Source organism: Pseudomonas sp. SWRI50, assembly GCF_014269095.1.
In the GTDB taxonomy this organism is placed as follows: domain Bacteria; phylum Pseudomonadota; class Gammaproteobacteria; order Pseudomonadales; family Pseudomonadaceae; genus Aquipseudomonas; species Aquipseudomonas kermanshahensis.
The window spans coordinates 1-14123 of record NZ_JABWRW010000006.1; the positions used below are offsets into that span (position 1 = coordinate 1).

Below are 14123 nucleotides of genomic sequence, written 5' to 3' on the forward strand. Positions count from 1 at the left end.
CTTGACCGCTTCGATCTTGAATTCTTCGGGGTAACGCTGACGACTCATGGCACCTCCTATTTGGGCCTCATTATGAGGCTTGGAGGTGTCTACGAAACCAGGGGCGATTCAGGCCACCGTCGACGACGGGCGCTACTCAAGCTGGACAACGCTGGACGTTTGCCACGAACGCCGAGCAAAGCGAACCCGGCAATCTTGGAAGCGTGGATCCCAGTTAACTCGTTCGAAGGCAGCGATGCAGATCGCGTTGCGAGGATTATCACTAGTCAAGAGAACGAGAAGCTGTCTCCGCTTGAGCTCGCTGAAGGTTACAAGCGGCTCAGGGCATTCGGCTGGACTCCTGAGCAGATTGCCAAGAAGGTCGGCAAAACCCGTCAGCATGTGGAGCAGGTGCTCACAGTGGGAAACGCGAACACCGATGTACAGAACCTGGTAGCCGCCGGCCACGTTTCAGCTACGACAGCTGCACAGGTTGTTCGGGAACACGGCGACGGCGCAGGGCAAGTACTGGGCGCTGAGCTGGAAAAGGCCCAGGCGAGCGGTAAAAAGCGAGTTACCGCAGGATCTATGAAGGGCCCATCGATACCGAAGTCCAGGCTTGAAGCACTGCACTCCGCATCACGCAATCTAATTGCATCGCTGAACTCGATCGATGAGGGCAGCCACTCCCTCGTCATTCCCACTGCGCTCGTCCTTCAGCTGCGCGAAGCCCTGGACGGCGCCAAACCGAGATAACAATTCATGGAAACGATCACTTGCGGGTCATGGATTGGCCAGCTCGGCAAGGCGCTGGCTCCCCGTGAGCTCGAAGCATTGCTGTGGGTGGCCCAAGGCCTCACCACCAAAGAAATCGCCCGCCAGATGGCGGTAAGCCCGGGCACCGTAGCCAATCGCATCGAGGCCGCGCTGTTCAAGCTGGAGGCCGGCCGCCGCATTGAAGCGGTCACCAAGGCCATGCGCCAACAGATCATCAGCCCGATCTGCATCGCCCTGGCCGCGCTCATCACCATGCACGCGGTGATCGACGACAGCGACCCCATGCGCCGCGATCGCCGCGCGCCGGAGCGCCGCACCGCCCAAGTTCGAATCGTTCGCAAGGCCGAGGCCTTCGAGTACCACGCCTGACCCTACCGAGGATCACCCCATGCAGACAGCAATGCACCCTGCTTTCGAGCAGAAGCTTGCCGTGCTCGCAGCCTTGCTCGAGCGCAGTAAGTCAGTGAGGGCCGAGGCGCACGCCAAGGTCAACCAGCCCGCACCGCGGTACCAGGCATCGGGCAAGGACGGAAAATGGGATGTTGTGGAGATCTCCACTGGCGCCGTTCAGGGCTACGCCTTCACCTATCGGGCCGTCATGCGCTTTGTTAACGCGATGGAGGCAGGTGCGGCGAGCAAGGGAGGCGGACTCCAATGATCGGCAGCCCAAATCAAGAGCAGCGCAGTGCAGTGCTAGCCCAGCTCAATGCGAGCATCGACAGCTTCTTTCTCGACGGCGGCCAGGTGCAAACCCTGCCGCACAAAGGCTATGTGCCGCGGCGCGCGCACCGTGATCTTGAGCCGGCACGAGCGCAAGCCGCTCCGCTGAATACCCGCACTGAAAGACGCCAGATGCGCATTGAAGAGGTCCGTGAGCTGGCGAAGCGCATGACTTATGCCGAAGCCGCTGCATACACCGGCCTTTCATTGAGCTGCCTGAGCCGCTACGCCTTGGACGGCCAATTCAAATTCAAGCGAGATCCAAGGCGCGGCAAAGGCAACCTGGGCAAGAAGCTCAGCGACCCGGTGGCCGACAGGAACAAAGCGGATCAGATCATCGCCTACCGCAACTTCTGCATGACCAGATATCAGGTGGTGCGTCTGATGAAGATCTCCGACAAGCAGCTAAAGCGGCTGCTGCGTGAGTTCGAGATCAACTTCCCGACCACCGCCGAAAAGCGAGAAGCCAACACAGCATGAAGCGCATCACCGCGCGCGTCCGGCACGGCCGGCGCCAGCAGCACATTAATCTGCCGCCCAGCGGGCTCGCAAAAGATCGAGGAGACGCGACGCATGAGAGTCGACCTTCCGGGCCAATTCGACCTACCTATCCAGGTTGCACATCAATCGCCGCCAGACCCCACCGGTAGCAAGGAAGAACTGGCCGTGCGCATCGCCAAGGCACTGGCCAAGTACGAAGCGCGGCCCTCTTCAGCGCTCTGGATCGAAATTCAGGCCTGCGCGCGCGCAATCCTCAAGTAACCACCATGCCGCATCTGGCCCAGGTCTGGGTGTGCAATAGCCCAAGGGCGGGCTCAGCTGATGGCCTCAAGAAACACCCAGGTCGCCCCTAAAGTAAGCATCAGCACAGCAGCCACAACGAAGATCATGTAACGGCAATCGTCATCAGTCATAACCGCGCTCCCCCAAAGTTCTCAATGTTTAAGGGGTAGAGCAATTCCCATTCCAACACCATGACGCATCCGGCCACGGAGGGCGGCGCATGCATGGAGAAAGCCATGATAGAAGCCACCGAGAAGCAGCTCGGCCTGCTCTGGCACACCCTGGGCCTGTCTGCTGAGCGCTCAGACCGCCGCGACATCAGCCGAAACCACTTCCTCACCAGCCCAGGCTACGACGACTCGAACAACCTGGATGTACTGGTGGCGGCCGGCCTGATGACGCGCGGCAAGGCCCCGGCCTTCTGCTCCGAGGACGAGGTGGTGTATCGCGCCACTGACGAGGGTAAGCAGTACGCCCTGGACAAGCTGCCACCGGCACCCCCGCCTCAAAAGCGTACCAAGTTCGACGCCTACCTTGATGAGTGCGAGTGCTACGACGGCTTCGCTCACTTCCTCGGCATCAACATGCCGCAGTACCAGCAGCGCGGCGAGTGGGGTGCACGGGAGTACCGGATGGTGCGCTACCCTCGCGGGAGCACATACCGGCAGTACCGACGCCACTACGACTTCGCGCGGTGGTCTCCCTACGAAACGCTCGAAGTAGTCGGCGAGTGGGCTCCGACGCTGAAGGAAGCCAAGGCCAGCTACAAGGTCGCGCTGAAGGAGTTCCGCGAGCGACCTCGATATCCGGCCAACGACTTTGATCGGACCTACGCCTCCTGAGCAGTCAGTGCAGGCCGTCGACCCTATCTCCAACGGATCAGATGTAGTCCAGATCAGTCCAGTAAGGGTAGCTTTCTAGTGCTTTGTTGCATCTTTCCCAGAAATCTATAAGAGCAGCTCGAGCTTCATCTACATGGCCATATGGGCCGGAAGGCAAGGCGACACCTTTGACCGTAGCCTCTACTTGGCACGTAAAAAACCCGGTCTTGGTGGCTTGAACCACCCGGCCGGCGGTGACACGCCCACTATTGATGAAGCTGTCGGCCCGAAGCTCAAGAATTACTTCCACAACGTTAACCATATCGGCCTCTGTCTAGCTGGGTTGGAACTGAAATCTAACACAACCAGCACCTTCCCCTATTCAACGATAACGCCTCCCCGGCGAGGGCGGCGCCTTCACGCCAGGACGAAGTCGTGCCCCAGCAGGACTCCATCCCTGTGGGCGACGGCACCGCTGGCCTAATGCAGGGGTGAGAACCTGACGGAGGTGATCGAGAAAACCTTCGCGGACCTGCGGGCCCCGCCCCCCCAATCACCTGGTGGCGGCCGGCTGGATCGCCATCCCTACCGATACAACGCTCGACGAGGCAGAGGCCGCCAAGATCTTTGCCGTCGTCGGTGCCTGGAATCAGCCGAAAGCAACATGACACATAGCTAAGCTATTTACTTTTTATTAGATTCTGTAGTTGCCTTACTTGGGTTCGTATTTCGATTTCGTGTAACCGGCTTCCGTTGCGCAACTGATGGACCGGCGCCTTCAGAATTAGATGACAAATTCTTCAAAATAGCCAACTGTGTATCTTTGATTGCAGAGTTGAACCCATCCATGATCTCCGGATCCGGATCATCATTTTTCTTATATTCAGCGTACTCTGTAGACAAATCCTTATGCTGAATCTTCAAAGCGCGATGTTGTATCTTTTTCCTTCCCCAACCAAAAGCGATCGAGAACACGTTATTTGCAGCCAGAGCCACTACGGTCATGGAATACAATAATAACTGTTTAGCGTCGCTTGTATCAGGAAGTTTTTGAATAAAATACAGAAAAGCGGCCCCAACAAAACCAGCTGAAGCATCTGTCAAAGAGAGTACTTTATCGCCCTGATCTTTAGACATGACTCACCTATACAAGATCGGGGAACTTGGCACTGACCGAGATATAAGCGTTATCCAAAGTACCCACAATAGTATGAGCGCACTTTTTGAAATCTGAATCGCTAATAAACATCAGATCACAAGAAAACTGTATGGTCTCAGCGCCACTATGAGACTCTCCAAAGCTACACTTCACATACTTATAACCGGCATTAATGAATTGCAGAAGCTCATACCTAGCAGCGCGATCTTTATTCTTACCATCATCTATAGCCGCACCAAGATTAAATGACAAATATTCAGGCGAGCCAGGATCAAGATCCAGCGAGTACCCATAACTAATCAACTTAAAAAATATAGTATCGTCGTAAACACTTAGCACTTCAAATCCTGCTTCCTTTAGAAGCCGCTCATACTTAGTAGATTTACGCTCATCCACTATCGCAACCTGCCCTTTATCCACCAACCACCTCTAAGCCACGAATAACAGTTATCGATATTTTTCAATCACGAAAGTGGGGACATTTGTAACCCTTCCTGATTTTCTACCTTTTACCTTACCACTCCTCATTAATCCAGTCCCGGCGAGGACCGCCCATGTCTGCATTCCAAAAAAAGAACCACCTCGACTTCAAAACCCAGTATGGACTTGGCTTCGACCCTCAGGACGATGAGATCGTGGTCGACTTCTTCTGCGGTGGCGGCGGCGCCGGTACCGGGCTGGAAATGGGCCTGGGCAGGCCCGTGACCGTGGCCAAGAACCACAGCCCGGCGGCCATCAGCATGCACGCCGCTAACCATCCGGCAGCGCGTCACTTCACCACCGACGTGTTCGAGGGTGACCCGAACGAAGAGTGCCAGGGCCGGGCTGTGGGCTGGTTCCACATGAGCCCCGATTGCACGCATCACAGCCAGGCCGCCGGCGGACAGCCGCGCAAGCGCGAGATCCGCAACCTGTCGTGGATCGGCCTGAAGTGGGCTGGCAAGAAGAAGCCCCGAGTGATCAGCCTGGAGAACGTGAAGCAGATTTTGCAGTGGGGCCCGCTGATGGCGAAGCGCGATAAGGCGACCGGCCGGGTGATGAAGCTGGACGGCACCGTGGCCGCCGTCGGCGAACGCGTGCCAGTGCAACAGCAGTTCTTGGTGCCCGACCAGAAGCGGCGCGGCATCACCTGGCGCCGGTTTGTGCATCTGCTCGAAGGCATGGGCTACCAGGTTGAATGGCAGATCATCAAGGCCTGCGACTTCGGCGCGCCCACCAGTCGGGAACGCCTGTTCATGATCGCCCGTTGCGACGGCCAGCCCATCGTGTGGCCAGAGCCGACCCATGCCAAGAACCCAGTCAAGGGCCAGCAGAAGTGGCGCACCGCCGCCGACTGCATCGATTGGAGCGTGCCGAGCAAGAGCATCTTCGGCCGCAAGAAGGCGCTGGCCGATGCCACGCTGCGCCGAGTAGCCAAGGGTATGAAGAAGTTTGTGCTGGATAACCCGCAGCCCTTCATCGTGCCCATTGCGAACTGGTCGGGCGAACTTGCCCAGTCGGCAGATGAGCCGCTGCGCACTGTCACATCCTGGCCCCGCGGTGGATCCTTCGCCATGGCAAGCCCGGTGATTCTTCCAGCAACACACCAGGGCGCCGACCGAGTGAACAACCCGCGCGATCCGCTGCCAACGGTAACTGCAGCCAATCGTGGCGAACTGATGATGGCCAGCCCGGTGATGGTCGGGGCCGGCGGCCCGGTATATGCCGGTAAGCCAGTAGCAGCTGACCAGCCCATGGGCACCCTGATGACCCAAAGTCACCGGGCGCTGGCATCGGCGCATCTGGTCAAGTTCAGGTTCAACAGCGAAGGAGCAGCCATCACCGATCCGGTGCCGACAATCACGAGCGGCGGCAACTATAAGCGGCCTGCGGGTGCGGCCCATGCCATGGGCGTGTGCACAGCCTTCATCGAGCAGGCCAATGGCGGATTCAACACCACGCCAGCCAAGGGGGCGGACGAGCCATTGACGACGGTCACCAACACCGGCAGCCAGCAGCGCCTCGTAACGGCCAGCCTGGCCACCCTCCGCCGCAACTGCGTAGGGCGGGCGATAGATGAGCCGGTACCGACCATGACCGCCGGCGCCGAGCATCACGCCCTAGTCGAGTACAAGCTATCGCCAGAGCATGAGGAAGGCGCCCTGCGCGTCGCCGCGTTCCTGATCAGTTACTACGGGACGGAGAACATCAGCGCCTGCGACTCGCCAGCGCCCACGGTGACCACCAAGGACCGCCTGGGCCTGGTCACCGTGTCCGTGAGGGGCACGCCCTATGTGATCGTCGACATCTGCCTGCGTATGCTGCAGCCGCACGAGCTATACCGCGCCCAAGGCTTCCCGGCCAGCTACATCATCGACAAGGGTGCCGACGGCAAGCCGTTCACCAAGACCGAGCAGGTGCACATGTGCGGCAATAGCGTCAGCCCGCCGCCAATGGCTGCCTTAGCTCGCGCCAACGACCCTTGGCGTGTATCTGACCAACAAGCTGCAGCGGCCTAGTCTTCGACAAGCCGGAACTGCATTTCTACGGGGCCGCCCGGTGCACGTGTCTCCATGACACATACGTGTTTGGCTCCGCACTGCTGGCAGTAGAAAGACTGACGGTCCATTTCCCGATCGTGATCCATCTCAGCATCCGTTTCTTTTCCGCATTTCAGGCAGGTGAACTTGGTTGTCATCGCCGGTCTCCCTCTATCCACATCACATCCAGAGTAGCCGGGACCGTCCGGCACAGAGGAATGCTATGCCCACAGAAAACCCATCCAACGACGCCGACGGCTGGATAGCCTGCGACGACGGCCTGCACCTGATCCAGATGGACAAGAACTTCAGCCATTACGGCTGGGTGTTCAGGAAAGTTGATGGAGGCCTGCCCTACTCGGTTCGCGAAGCCACATCTCACGAAATGGCACATGCCCAAGCTCGCCAGCACCTTCGGATTGGAGTCGCGCAGATCGCTGGACAGGCGCCAGCCCCGCAGCCCCACCCCGAGCCTATAGCCTGGATGGTTGGTACTGCCATCTGGTGGACCAAAGAAGAGGCAGAGAGGGATGCGGCGGCGACCGGGCTGCCGGTGGTGCCGGTCGGGCCACTCACGGGCGCAGTCGAACAGTACCCGGGCGAGCCCGTGGCGCTGCCGGCCTGCAAGGCCAAGCTGAGCGCGGGCCACGACTGGGATCAAGGCTACACAGATGGATGGCGCGCATGCCTCGACGAAATCGCCAAGATCGGGCCGCTCTATACCCACGCTGATCCTGGCGAGGTTGGGCGGTTGAAGAAGGAACTGCTGGTCGCTCGAGCACAAGGCCGCGCCGAAGTGGTCGAGATGATCACCGAGCTGGACGCCGAAACAGGGTTGGATGACTTCATCGGCAGCCATGCCATTGCCGACACCGGCGACTACGGCAGCCACTGGAATGAGGACGATCTTCGCCAGCATTTCAATGTTGATCCTGCGGCAGCAAGCGAACTTGAGATGTGCCGGTACAGCGCGCACCAGATCATCCAGCTTGAGCGTAAGGAAGAGCAGCTGCGCACCCTCATCACCACGCAGAAGTCTTGGATGGACCGCTTCGTTGAGTACCTCACCGAGTCCGGCGTTCCTGAGGATCTCATGGCCGAGTACAAGGCCATCACCGCCGCCCGGATCTGATCGGAGCACATTTGTACTCCACCCCGCTGTAACCCCTCTCCCCTCTATTTCGAGCAGGCCGCAATCTTGTCCGTTGCAGCCAGGCCTTCGGTGGCAATCCGGCGGGCACGCCCTACACCCCAGGCCAATGCCCTGGTCATCGATTCGCCTGGCCTGGAGTCGAAAGCTTCCTCGTGGATCGCAGCGCCAGATGCCGCATAGACGCCGATGAACATCTGCGTGTTGCCCGTTCGCGACAGTCGCACTTGGACATCTATGAACGTTCCGTCATCGAGTGTTTCGTCATGAGTCCTGTGGTGAAGCGTCGGGTCAGCCCAGGACCAAAAAACATCACCGCGAATTCGCATGCCGTACTCCTACGACTCTCGTTTTTTCATGGGGGTGTAATAGTCACCATAGCGAAGGCGAAGCGCAAATCAAATAAAGCAAGGTGTTTCGTGGGCCGTATCGGATACGCGGCTCTAGGCGCTGTCCTCTGAATCTTCAATCGTGGATGCAAATATCATCCAATCTTCGAACGCTTTGCGATGCTCGCTGCACATGTAACCCCATTCAGCACCGACAATATGGCCGTAGGCCACCTGATTCATCGCTGTGGCAGTCTGCGTGTCAAGTTTGCGAAGCAGCTCGTAAGCGCGGAACTGCTTTTCTCTATTTACTTTATCCACTGTCGCCACCCAACAGATTGGGCAGCCAACTGATGCCCTTTCTCGGTGGACCGCGGCAGGCCAGCATAAGTCAATAAATTCCAGTCAACCTATTAACAGGCCGCCAAACGGGGGCCAAGGAAACGCCATGCCCGAGAAAAGTGAAATCACCCTTAACCGCGCGGCGCTGGATGTCGTGCTCGAGCGCCAACGGCAGGTAGGCGGCGAAGGTTTCTCGCTGTATCGCGACGATGGTTATGCGTCTGGAGAGCTGGCTAGGGCGGCGAGCGTGTACGCCCGACTGGCGGGCCAAGCTGGCACCATGAGCACCGACTGGCCTTGGGGCCAAAGTACCTTCAAGCCAAGCGCTGATCGCCGCCGCGACATGGTGAAGGCCGGTGCGCTGATCCTGGCCGAGATTGAGCGCCTTGATCGCCAGCAGCTGATTCAGCCAGCCTTCATTCTGCGCGACGAGAACGGATGGTGGCACCACCCGGGCATTCCTGACTTTGGCGCAACTGAAGACCCAGCCCCGTACAAGGCCTGGGCAGCTGAGCAAGGTCTGGAACTGAAGACCTGGGATATGGATTCAGATCTGGTTGAGCACCCGTACTTTGACGGCGCCGGCCACTGCAACGGCTGGGAGCCTGAATCGCCTGGCCCTGAGTGGTTCCTGATGGGCATCTTCGACACGGAAGACGGCCCGCATGTGCAGTGGGCGCGCCGCGAGGTTAAACCATGAGGCTGAAACAGTATCCGCTGGACGTTCAGAGCGTCGGCAGCAACACCTACATCGCAATGAGCAAGGGCCATCACGACCTTGATGTGTTCATGGCTGAAGCCGTGAAGGAATGCCCGGGTTGGTTCTTGGGCGGCCCGCAGCACAAATGGTGCAAGACGGTGCCGGATCGCTCGGGCGAGTTTACGCACCGATACGTGTTCGTCGAGGAAGGCACGCCAGGCGCATGGCCGGTGACCTACTGCTGGGAGTTCGGCGAGGGCTACAAGCGCTACAACGCCGAGGTGCAGCCATGATCGGCTGGCTGATTGAAGTTCTCACATACGGCGCCATCGGCGCACTGATCGGCGCTTCTTGGATGAGCCAGCACAAGGACGAGCAGGCGGCGCCGTGCGTTACCCATCACGAGCGCCAGCTCTCCCCGCACGAAACCCAACCCGAACCTACACCCGCTCTGGCGCCTGGGCGCTGGATTGATGAGAGGTATCAGCTGTGAAGGCACTTTCAATTCGACAGCCATGGGCCTGGCTGATCATCCATGGCGGCAAGGATATTGAGAACCGGACCTGGCACACAAAATTCCGAGGCCGTTTCCTAGTGCATGCAGCCAAGGGCATGACCAAGGCTGAGTACATGACGGCTCTCCAGGTCGTCAGCGGCGCAGCAAGCTTCGACGTCTTGAGAGGACTGCCCATGATGGAAGACTTGGAGCGCGGGGGCATCATCGGCTCGGTCGAGCTGGTTGATAGCCTCGATACTAGTGACTCGCCCTGGTACATGGGTGAGAAAGGGTTCGTGCTGCGCGATCCAAAACCGCTGCCGTTTATCCCGATGAATGGGCGCTTGGGGTTCTTTGATGTTCCTGCCGAGGTGCATTCATGACCGACCTGATCGAAGTGAAGACAGCCGAGCTGGCAGGCGAGGCGCTGGGGTGGGCCGTGGGCAAGGCTGAGGGGCTGGAGCTCGACCTGGCGGCTCCGATCTACGGCAACGGGTGGCGCGTGTTCGTGACCTATCGTGGCGAAGTCATCGAGCACAGCAAGCGCTATAACCCCTGGGAGGACTGGGCGCTTGGCGGCCTGCTGGTTCAGAAATACCGCGTCGGCTTTGGCCTGTACTCCGATTCATTCTTTGCCGTCACCGGGCTGGATGACACCCCAGGCGACGCGGACGGCTTGACCCACCTAATCGCCGCTTGCCGCGCCATCGTCGCCGCCAAGCTCGGCGATACCGTCCAGGTGCCGAAGGAGTTGATGCCATGAAGACCCTTGGCGAAATCATCGAAGCCGCGAAATCCGGCGAGCGCCCAGACTATGACGATCTGCGGCTGGCCGTCTGCGCCATGGACATGCTCATGACCTTCGACCGCCAAGCCATCTGGAAGCTGGCCGAAGGTGAGGAAAAGTGCAAGAAGCCGTTCTTGACCTGGAGCGGCCTATGGCAACGCGACGAGAACTTCACGCGGGTGAAGCGGGCCATGGCCATGGATCCTAAGGCCTACCTCGGCGCCAACTACGACCCCGACAGCCCGGCGGTGCAGGAGCGCCGGCGTATGTCGATCGCCATAATGGATGGCGTTGCAAGCCGCGCACAGGGTAAACAACCATGAGCAGGCGCGCTGTTCACATGTACGAGTGGGATGGCGGTACCGAGGCCGATCCAGACCCGCCAGAAGACGTGCTGTGCGGTACCGATGGTGAAATGGAAGACGAGCAGCTGACCAGCGATTGGCGCCACGTCACCTGCAAGCGCTGCCTCAAGATCCGTGAAAAGCAGCTAGCCAGGCGCGCAGCCGAGGAGCGAGACCAGAAGGTCAAGCTGTTCGACGAGGCCCAAACCATCACCATCGAGCTGGGGCACCGCAACATCTCAACCGCTATCAAGGCCCTGATCAGGGAGCGCGACCAGCTGAGCGCCGAGAACAAGCTGCTGCGAGAAGACCGAGACGGCCTGCTAGAAGCCGGCGCCCATCTTCTCTAACCCCTCCCCTAATACTCAAGCCCGCCGACCCGCGCGGGCATGGAGAGCTATCGCCATGACAAAAGATGAACTCTCGAGCCTGCCTGCAAAGGTCCGAATTGCGATCGAGGCCGGCAAAGCCGCAGCGGCTGCGTGCACCGACGACGGCGGCAGCGCCAACTTGGACCGCGTAGTGATTCCGGTGCCAGGCCTTCGGCCCAGCCAACTGCAGGGGTTGCCCGGTTACGTCCAGAAGAAAAGCCGCTACCACCAGCAAGGCGTCCACTTGGACACACCTTGGCCAGGCCAGGGAAACCAGCACAGCGCGGGCGTGCAGGCAATGCACAAGTCGCTCAAGGACCAGGGCGTCAACTGCTACGTCTACTACCAGGTCGACTGACCACCAACCTGCCGCCACCGGCGGCGTGGAGACCATTATGCAAAACGAAGATCGTCAGCCGGTGGCCTATGTATCCGACAAGGTCCCTGAGGAGAAAATGGCCGAGCTGGTCGGAACGACCAAGCGAGCCTTGGAAGGCAAGCGAAGCCGCGGCGTGATCCCCGAGGGGGTCTGGAAGAAGATCGACGGCCGGATTTTTTACAGCATCAGGAGATACGAAGCGTGGCTGGAAGGAAGCTGGGGCTACCCACTGGAGTTGAACTCATCGGTAAATCCATCCGGATCCGTTTTACTTGGAACGGTGAGCGTCGGTCCGAAACTCTCGCGTATCCCCAAACCGCCAAGGGGATCAAAGCGGCAGCCGATTTACGCGCTCAAGTAATCAGCCTTGCCAAACACGGGGTGCTGGACGAGAAGCGATATGCTGAGCTATTCCCCACGTCCAGTTATCTCGCGCATGTGAATGAAATCATGTTCGGCGAGTACGCCCAGACCTGGCTTAATAGCCTGGAAGTGGTGCACGACACCCGCGTCAACTACAAGGGGTTGATGAACAACTATTGGATGCCCCATCTGGCAACGCTGCCGATCAAGGCGGTCACACCGATGGTGCTGAGGGAGGTGGTCGCAAAGACCCAGTGGAAGAGTTCGACAGTCAAACGCGCCGCTATCGCCAGAGTCAAGGCGATGTTCCGAGCAGCGGTGTATGACGAGGTGGTAGACAGAAACCCGGCTGCTGCGATCCAACTGCCTCAGAAAAACAAGAAGCAGGTGGATCCGTTCACGGTGGAAGAAGCTGATGCTCTGATCGCGTGGATGTATGCGAACTTCTCCCGATGCAACCAGGTATTCGCCGCGTTCTATGAGTTTGCCTTCTACACTGGCATGCGTACTGGAGAGGTCATGGCGCTGCGCTGGGACGAGATTGATTTCAACAAGAGGACGGCACACATCTGCCGGATCGTGGTGGAAAAGCAAGTGGTCGAACGTACAAAGACGAAGTACACCCGGACCGTGATGCTCAACAGTCGAGCTTTGGGCGCCCTGGCCAAGGCAAAGGAGATCGCACACTATCGATCCAGGCAGAAGCGCCGAGTCTCTACAGAGTCATCCTACGTATTTCAGCCTTCCGGCTCATCACCGTACATGAAGGGCACCGATACTCCCGGGGTACACTTTAATGAGGCTATCGCGGCATTGAAGATTCCTGCGCGCCCTCAGTACAACTGCAGGCACACATATGCCACGATGTGCCTCATGTCTGGGATGAACCCTGCGTTCATCGCGGGGCAGCTTGGGCATTCGGTCCAGGTGCTGTTGACGACGTACGCGAAGTGGCTGAATTCAGCCAACGATTGGTCCGAATTGGCCAAGCTTGAACAGCAGGTAATTGGTACAGAATTGGTACAGGATTAAATTTCGTTCACGTTACGCCCTTTAGTCATAAGGCATTCGACACGGTTTAGGCCATACTCCACAATGCAGCGGTTTTTTGGGGGAAAACCCTTGCACAGCCAACGACATACCAACTTTTAGTGAGCCTCAACGTGAAAACATCCCTGTCCATCCTCAGCCTGCTGCTGTTGCTCACAGGTACCGCGACCCTCCCGTCGACTGCTGCTGCACAACCCCCGGCCCAGGTGCAACGTGACCCGGCCAAATTGCACTTGGCTTCGGGCAGCGCCTTGCTGATCGACCTGAACACCAATCAGGAACTGTATGCCAGCCACGCCGACCGCGTGGTGCCCATTGCCTCGGTGACCAAACTGATGACGGCGATGGTGGTGCTGGACGCCAAGCTGCCCATGGATGAAATGCTCACCATGACCATCGCCAACAACCCGGAGATGAAGGGTGTGTATTCGCGGGTGCGCCTGGGCAGCCAGCTGAACCGCCGCGAGACCTTGCTGATTACCCTGATGTCGTCGGAAAACCGTGCGGCCAACAGCCTGGCCAACCACTACCCCGGCGGTTACCCGGCGTTCATCAAGGCCATGAACGCCAAAGCCCGCAGCCTGGGCATGGCGCACACCCGCTATGTCGAGCCGACTGGCCTGTCGACGCAGAACGTGTCCAGCGCCCGCGACCTGTCGAAGCTGTTGATGGCGTCGCGCAAGTACCCGATGCTGAGCGAACTGTCGACCACCCGCGAGAAGACCGTGGCCTTCCGCGCGCCCAACTACACCTTGGGCTTCCGTAACACCGACCACCTGGTGAACAAGAGCAACTGGGACATCAAGCTGACCAAGACCGGCTTCACCAACGAGGCTGGCCACTGCCTGGTGCTGCTGACCCGCATGGACAACCGCCCGGTGGCCATGGTGATCCTCGATGCCTTCGGCAAGTACACCCACTTCGCCGATGCCAGCCGCATGCGTCAGTGGCTGGAAACCGGTGCAGCCAAGCCTGCGCCAGCAGTGGCCATGCAGTACAAGGCTGACCGGGTGAAGGGGCGCTTGGCGGCCGAGTAAGCCAGGCGCGTTGCTGT

The 14123-nt window shown here is 59.1% G+C and carries 24 protein-coding genes; 19 read left to right on the forward strand and 5 right to left on the reverse strand.

Annotated elements, in window-relative coordinates:
• From HU750_RS08495 to HU750_RS08520, 6 genes are all read left to right on the forward strand, one after another.
• On the forward strand, positions 1-735 hold a 735-nt coding region (locus tag HU750_RS08495), incomplete at its 5' end, for a ParB/RepB/Spo0J family partition protein (protein ID WP_186678563.1).
• Positions 736-741: 6 nt separating this feature from the next.
• Positions 742-1125 carry a response regulator transcription factor gene (locus tag HU750_RS08500; protein ID WP_016487862.1) on the forward strand — a complete coding sequence of 128 codons (384 nt, stop codon included), beginning with the start codon at positions 742-744 and terminating at the stop codon, positions 1123-1125.
• A gap of 19 nt (positions 1126-1144) precedes the next feature.
• On the forward strand, positions 1145-1414 hold the full coding sequence (locus tag HU750_RS08505) for a hypothetical protein (RefSeq protein WP_085273453.1): 270 nt from the start codon (positions 1145-1147) through the stop codon (positions 1412-1414).
• Positions 1411-1956: a hypothetical protein gene (locus tag HU750_RS08510; RefSeq protein WP_186678566.1), complete on the forward strand. Its 546-nt coding sequence runs from the start codon at positions 1411-1413 to the stop codon at positions 1954-1956. Before HU750_RS08505 ends, HU750_RS08510 begins: the two co-directional genes overlap by 4 nt.
• A gap of 93 nt (positions 1957-2049) precedes the next feature.
• Positions 2050-2238 (forward strand): hypothetical protein, encoded by a 189-nt coding sequence (locus HU750_RS08515; protein ID WP_186678569.1) that lies wholly within the window; start codon positions 2050-2052, stop codon positions 2236-2238.
• Between the two features lie 257 nt (positions 2239-2495).
• Entirely contained in the window at positions 2496-3101 is a 606-nt protein-coding gene (locus tag HU750_RS08520) for a hypothetical protein (protein ID WP_186678572.1), read from the forward strand.
• 37 nt (positions 3102-3138) lie between these two features.
• Here the strand turns inward: HU750_RS08520 and HU750_RS08525 are convergent, their stop codons facing one another.
• The 3 genes from HU750_RS08525 to HU750_RS08535 form a co-directional block, all read right to left on the reverse strand.
• The gene (locus HU750_RS08525; protein ID WP_186678574.1) at positions 3139-3402 is read right to left on the reverse strand and encodes a hypothetical protein; all 264 of its coding nucleotides are present in this window, start codon (positions 3400-3402) and stop codon (positions 3139-3141) included.
• Between the two features lie 362 nt (positions 3403-3764).
• A complete protein-coding gene (locus tag HU750_RS08530) occupies positions 3765-4217 on the reverse strand; it encodes a hypothetical protein (protein WP_186678576.1) in 453 nt (150 codons plus the stop codon).
• Between the two features lie 7 nt (positions 4218-4224).
• Positions 4225-4635: a hypothetical protein gene (locus HU750_RS08535; RefSeq protein WP_186678578.1), complete on the reverse strand. Its 411-nt coding sequence runs from the start codon at positions 4633-4635 to the stop codon at positions 4225-4227.
• 158 nt (positions 4636-4793) lie between these two features.
• On the opposite strand from HU750_RS08535, the gene HU750_RS08540 reads away from it, so the two are divergent.
• Together HU750_RS08540 and HU750_RS08545 are read left to right on the forward strand one after the other, a co-directional pair.
• Positions 4794-6737 (forward strand): DNA cytosine methyltransferase, encoded by a 1944-nt coding sequence (locus HU750_RS08540; RefSeq protein ID WP_186678580.1) that lies wholly within the window; start codon positions 4794-4796, stop codon positions 6735-6737.
• A 244-nt stretch (positions 6738-6981) separates the two neighbouring features.
• A complete protein-coding gene (locus tag HU750_RS08545) occupies positions 6982-7890 on the forward strand; it encodes a hypothetical protein (RefSeq protein ID WP_186679066.1) in 909 nt (302 codons plus the stop codon).
• A 44-nt stretch (positions 7891-7934) separates the two neighbouring features.
• On the opposite strand, the gene HU750_RS08550 is transcribed toward HU750_RS08545, so the two are convergent.
• Together HU750_RS08550 and HU750_RS08555 are read right to left on the reverse strand one after the other, a co-directional pair.
• Complete coding sequence (locus tag HU750_RS08550) at positions 7935-8237, reverse strand: hypothetical protein (protein ID WP_186678582.1); 303 nt, start codon at positions 8235-8237, stop codon at positions 7935-7937.
• Between the two features lie 114 nt (positions 8238-8351).
• On the reverse strand, positions 8352-8558 hold the full coding sequence (locus HU750_RS08555) for a hypothetical protein (protein ID WP_186678593.1): 207 nt from the start codon (positions 8556-8558) through the stop codon (positions 8352-8354).
• A gap of 127 nt (positions 8559-8685) precedes the next feature.
• Here HU750_RS08555 and HU750_RS08560 point away from each other — a divergent pair, with 127 nt between their 5' ends.
• The 11 genes from HU750_RS08560 to pbpG all read left to right on the forward strand — a co-directional run bounded on the left by HU750_RS08560 (position 8686) and on the right by pbpG (position 14106).
• Positions 8686-9279: a hypothetical protein gene (locus HU750_RS08560; RefSeq protein WP_186678594.1), complete on the forward strand. Its 594-nt coding sequence runs from the start codon at positions 8686-8688 to the stop codon at positions 9277-9279.
• Complete coding sequence (locus HU750_RS08565) at positions 9276-9572, forward strand: hypothetical protein (protein ID WP_186678596.1); 297 nt, start codon at positions 9276-9278, stop codon at positions 9570-9572. The genes HU750_RS08560 and HU750_RS08565 overlap by 4 nt, the downstream gene beginning before the upstream one ends.
• Positions 9569-9772, forward strand: a complete 204-nt coding sequence (locus HU750_RS08570) for a hypothetical protein (protein WP_085273464.1) — start codon at positions 9569-9571, stop codon at positions 9770-9772. The genes HU750_RS08565 and HU750_RS08570 overlap by 4 nt, the downstream gene beginning before the upstream one ends.
• Entirely contained in the window at positions 9769-10158 is a 390-nt protein-coding gene (locus tag HU750_RS08575; RefSeq protein ID WP_186678600.1) for an ASCH domain-containing protein, read from the forward strand. The genes HU750_RS08570 and HU750_RS08575 overlap by 4 nt, the downstream gene beginning before the upstream one ends.
• On the forward strand, positions 10155-10538 hold the full coding sequence (locus tag HU750_RS08580; RefSeq protein ID WP_186678605.1) for a phage protein NinX family protein: 384 nt from the start codon (positions 10155-10157) through the stop codon (positions 10536-10538). Before HU750_RS08575 ends, HU750_RS08580 begins: the two co-directional genes overlap by 4 nt.
• Positions 10535-10885: a hypothetical protein gene (locus HU750_RS08585; RefSeq protein WP_186678609.1), complete on the forward strand. Its 351-nt coding sequence runs from the start codon at positions 10535-10537 to the stop codon at positions 10883-10885. Before HU750_RS08580 ends, HU750_RS08585 begins: the two co-directional genes overlap by 4 nt.
• Positions 10882-11256: a hypothetical protein gene (locus tag HU750_RS08590; protein ID WP_186678612.1), complete on the forward strand. Its 375-nt coding sequence runs from the start codon at positions 10882-10884 to the stop codon at positions 11254-11256. Before HU750_RS08585 ends, HU750_RS08590 begins: the two co-directional genes overlap by 4 nt.
• A gap of 55 nt (positions 11257-11311) precedes the next feature.
• On the forward strand, positions 11312-11635 hold the full coding sequence (locus HU750_RS08595) for a hypothetical protein (protein WP_186676579.1): 324 nt from the start codon (positions 11312-11314) through the stop codon (positions 11633-11635).
• A gap of 37 nt (positions 11636-11672) precedes the next feature.
• A complete protein-coding gene (locus HU750_RS27550) occupies positions 11673-12017 on the forward strand; it encodes a hypothetical protein (protein WP_265967390.1) in 345 nt (114 codons plus the stop codon).
• Positions 11918-13051, forward strand: a complete 1134-nt coding sequence (locus HU750_RS08600) for a tyrosine-type recombinase/integrase (RefSeq protein WP_323055819.1) — start codon at positions 11918-11920, stop codon at positions 13049-13051. The genes HU750_RS27550 and HU750_RS08600 overlap by 100 nt, the downstream gene beginning before the upstream one ends.
• 131 nt (positions 13052-13182) lie before the next feature.
• Complete coding sequence (gene pbpG / locus HU750_RS08605) at positions 13183-14106, forward strand: D-alanyl-D-alanine endopeptidase (protein ID WP_027593731.1); 924 nt, start codon at positions 13183-13185, stop codon at positions 14104-14106.
• Positions 14107-14123: the final 17 nt, after the last annotated feature.

What these genes read in the sequence shown, in the direction of transcription:
- HU750_RS08530 (WP_186678576.1), bottom strand. Translation starts at nt 4,217, where the DNA reads ATGTCTAAAGATCAGGGCGATAAAGTACTCTCTTTGACAGATGCTTCA.
- HU750_RS27550 (WP_265967390.1), top strand. Translation starts at nt 11,673, where the DNA reads ATGCAAAACGAAGATCGTCAGCCGGTGGCCTATGTATCCGACAAGGTC.
- HU750_RS08545 (WP_186679066.1), top strand. Translation starts at nt 6,982, where the DNA reads ATGCCCACAGAAAACCCATCCAACGACGCCGACGGCTGGATAGCCTGC.
- HU750_RS08565 (WP_186678596.1), top strand. Translation starts at nt 9,276, where the DNA reads ATGAGGCTGAAACAGTATCCGCTGGACGTTCAGAGCGTCGGCAGCAAC.
- HU750_RS08580 (WP_186678605.1), top strand. Translation starts at nt 10,155, where the DNA reads ATGACCGACCTGATCGAAGTGAAGACAGCCGAGCTGGCAGGCGAGGCG.
- HU750_RS08525 (WP_186678574.1), bottom strand. Translation starts at nt 3,402, where the DNA reads ATGGTTAACGTTGTGGAAGTAATTCTTGAGCTTCGGGCCGACAGCTTC.
- HU750_RS08570 (WP_085273464.1), top strand. Translation starts at nt 9,569, where the DNA reads ATGATCGGCTGGCTGATTGAAGTTCTCACATACGGCGCCATCGGCGCA.
- HU750_RS08585 (WP_186678609.1), top strand. Translation starts at nt 10,535, where the DNA reads ATGAAGACCCTTGGCGAAATCATCGAAGCCGCGAAATCCGGCGAGCGC.
- HU750_RS08515 (WP_186678569.1), top strand. Translation starts at nt 2,050, where the DNA reads ATGAGAGTCGACCTTCCGGGCCAATTCGACCTACCTATCCAGGTTGCA.
- HU750_RS08550 (WP_186678582.1), bottom strand. Translation starts at nt 8,237, where the DNA reads ATGCGAATTCGCGGTGATGTTTTTTGGTCCTGGGCTGACCCGACGCTT.
- HU750_RS08590 (WP_186678612.1), top strand. Translation starts at nt 10,882, where the DNA reads ATGAGCAGGCGCGCTGTTCACATGTACGAGTGGGATGGCGGTACCGAG.
- HU750_RS08540 (WP_186678580.1), top strand. Translation starts at nt 4,794, where the DNA reads ATGTCTGCATTCCAAAAAAAGAACCACCTCGACTTCAAAACCCAGTAT.
- HU750_RS08500 (WP_016487862.1), top strand. Translation starts at nt 742, where the DNA reads ATGGAAACGATCACTTGCGGGTCATGGATTGGCCAGCTCGGCAAGGCG.
- HU750_RS08520 (WP_186678572.1), top strand. Translation starts at nt 2,496, where the DNA reads ATGATAGAAGCCACCGAGAAGCAGCTCGGCCTGCTCTGGCACACCCTG.
- HU750_RS08505 (WP_085273453.1), top strand. Translation starts at nt 1,145, where the DNA reads ATGCAGACAGCAATGCACCCTGCTTTCGAGCAGAAGCTTGCCGTGCTC.
- HU750_RS08510 (WP_186678566.1), top strand. Translation starts at nt 1,411, where the DNA reads ATGATCGGCAGCCCAAATCAAGAGCAGCGCAGTGCAGTGCTAGCCCAG.
- HU750_RS08560 (WP_186678594.1), top strand. Translation starts at nt 8,686, where the DNA reads ATGCCCGAGAAAAGTGAAATCACCCTTAACCGCGCGGCGCTGGATGTC.
- HU750_RS08595 (WP_186676579.1), top strand. Translation starts at nt 11,312, where the DNA reads ATGACAAAAGATGAACTCTCGAGCCTGCCTGCAAAGGTCCGAATTGCG.